This is a genomic window from Methylobacterium sp. WL18, assembly GCF_008040015.1.
Taxonomy (GTDB): Bacteria; Pseudomonadota; Alphaproteobacteria; order Rhizobiales; family Beijerinckiaceae; genus Methylobacterium; species Methylobacterium mesophilicum.
In genome coordinates, this window is record NZ_VRVD01000655.1 from 1 (window position 1) to 2,607 (window position 2,607).

Here is a 2,607-nt window from a genome sequence, read left to right on the forward strand (position 1 = left end):
GATTCTGCCGGGTGCGGCCCGAAAATCCGCCCGGGACCGCCTCCGCGCCCCGTGATTCGGGCGCCTCTCGCCCGTCTTCGGCCGGGGATCGGCCGTCCGGAGCGGGGTTTCCGGGTTCGGCGCCCGGCTGGGACGAATGCCCGTTCACCCACCCACAGTTGCCGGATTCTCCCGCCAAAGTGCCGGGAGGTCCCGGGCAACAGCTTGACCGTTCAACGATATTTTGCCGGCCGGCCGCCCGCTATTCAATCCTGGGGACTGTGTTGCATCGCCGCAAAAATGCGTCTTTTGCGCAACGGTTCGGCCGGTTTTGCCGCTTCGACCGGCATTCCACTGTCATTCCGCAGGTCTCTGTAGAATAGTCATTGGCGTTGAGACGGGCGGGCTCCGTGGGGGCGCTCGGCACACCGGAAGTCGGCAGCCGCCAATGGCGAGCAGACCGGCAGGGTAGTGCCGAATGCGGGACGGATGCCTTGAGACCTTGGGAAGGATTGAAACAATGATGAAGAACTGGCTCGCGGCCGGCGCGGTCGCGCTCACGGTCGGCATGACCTCGACGATCGCTCAGGCGCAGACCACCACGGTTCCCGGCGAGCAGGTCGGCCTCGCCGTCGGCGCGCCGCTGCCGGAAGGCATCTACGCCATCAACACCTTCACGTACCGTCGGCCCGACGCGCCGTCCTCCGCGCTGAGCGGCTCCGCCGACACCGCAGTCAACATCCCGCTGCTCGTGTGGTCGACGCCGTTCGTGCCGTTCGGCGGCCGCGTCGAGTTCCTCGTCGCCGCCCCGACCGTGTTCGCCTTTTCCCGCAACCCGGCCGGCGTCGCCAATAAGGACATCTCGATCAACGTCGGCACCTTCGTCGCCGGCGTCTGGGCGTTCGACCTGGGCAACAACTTCGGCGTCAGCTTGCTGGGCGGCGTGTACTTGAACGACCTGAACGGCGACCGCGGCTCGATCATCACGCCGCAGGGCACCACGGCCACACCGGTGCTGGGGCAGCTCTCCTCGAACACCTACCGCATGGGCGTCGCCGCCAGCTACACCGGCGATGGCTGGAACATCACCGGCAACCTGACCGCCAACATCTACGACTCGCCCGGTCGTTTCCCCGGCCAGGTCGGCGCCGCGATCGGCCCGCTCCGCATTTCGGACTCCCTGAACTTCGACCTCACCGCCACGAAGAAGTTCGGCAACTTCGAGATCGGTCCAATCGCCTACGGCACCTACAATTTCGACATCAGCCAGGCCAGCTTGGCCGCTGGCAACCGTGGCCGGTTCGCCATCGGCGGTCTGATCGGCTACGACTTCAAGGTCTTCACCATGCAGGCCTACGTCGCCCGCGACGTCGTGACCGGTGCGCAGTACGCCAACGCATTCGGCCGCGTTCGCGACAACTACTCCACGGACGGTTGGGTGCGCCTGATCGTGCCGCTGTACTCGGCGGCGCCCGCCGCCTCGCCGGTCCCGACCGCCCTGGTCCGCAAGTACTGATCGACCCCCAAGATACCGGTCTCCCGCCGCGCAGGCGGCGGGGGATCCCGGATCTCGACGACACCGTCCGCCAGGACGGCGAACCGCCCCGCTCCCCGCCGGGCGGTTTTTTCATGCCTGGCGCAGGACACGGGCAATAATCCAATCCTGCGAAACCTTTCCGCCCGAAGCCCCGTAGGCGCCGACGCAATCCCGGCGCTCGCTCGATCCCGGGATACGTCAGGGAAGGAAATACCAGGATGCTCAACGTTATCGGAGGCCGGCGCGCGGCCCGGGCGGTCGCCCTCGCTCTGACCCTCGGCCTCGGTGCGACCGGCGCGGCCTACGCCAAGAACCCGATGGTCGGCGGCGCGCCGATGTATGCCAGCAAGACGATCGTCGAGAACGCGGTCAACTCCAAGGACCACACCACCCTGGTCGCCGCCGTGAAGGCCGCCGGCCTCGTCGAGACGCTGAGCGGCCCCGGCCCGTTCACGGTGTTCGCGCCCACCAACGCCGCCTTCGCCAAGCTGCCGCCGGGCACCGTCGAGAGCCTGGTGCAGCCGCAGAACAAGCCGACGCTGACCAAGATCCTGACCTACCACGTGGTCCCGGGCGTCTACACCGCCCAGGACCTGGTGGCGCTCGTCAAGAAGGGCGGCGGCCAGGGCCAGCTCACCACGGTCGAGGGCGAGCCGCTCGCCGTGGCGGTGCAGGGCAAGAAGGTCCTGATCACCGACGTGAAGGGCAACACCGCCACGGTGACGATCCCGAACGTCATGCAGTCGAACGGCGTGATCCACGTGATCAACGCCGTGCTGACCCCCTGATCCGGATTTCGTGATCCGACCCACCCGCGGCGCCGCTCCGGCGCTGCGGGTTCTTCTCTGTGGCTACTCGGCGATCAGCTTGCCGGTATAGACCACCGGTCCCGTGGGCTGGCCGCTCGGCGAGCCGCCCGGAGGCTCCACGGAGACCGCCAGCACCCCGTCCGGCGCGGCGCCCTGCGGCAGGGTCACCCGGGTCGCACCGCCCCCGACGAGGCCGAGCGGCTTCGGGCCCTCGGCGCCGACATACCACAGCTCCAGGCTTCGGCCCGCGGGCGCCTCGGCCCCGACCGGCCGGACCTGGGC

The 2,607-nt window shown here is 68.5% G+C and carries 3 protein-coding genes; 2 read left to right on the forward strand and 1 reads right to left on the reverse strand.

From position 1 onward, the window contains the following. Positions 1–499 precede the first annotated feature (499 nt). The gene (locus FV228_RS26475; protein ID WP_147857250.1) at positions 500–1,495 is read left to right on the forward strand and encodes a transporter; all 996 of its coding nucleotides are present in this window, start codon (positions 500–502) and stop codon (positions 1,493–1,495) included. A 239-nt stretch (positions 1,496–1,734) separates the two neighbouring features. Further along, a complete protein-coding gene (locus tag FV228_RS26480) occupies positions 1,735–2,304 on the forward strand; it encodes a fasciclin domain-containing protein (RefSeq protein ID WP_147857251.1) in 570 nt (189 codons plus the stop codon). A gap of 63 nt (positions 2,305–2,367) precedes the next feature. Here FV228_RS26480 and FV228_RS26485 read toward each other — a convergent pair. Next, positions 2,368–2,607, reverse strand: a 240-nt coding sequence (locus tag FV228_RS26485; protein WP_187277924.1) for an anti-sigma factor, incomplete at its 5' end; no start/stop codon positions are given.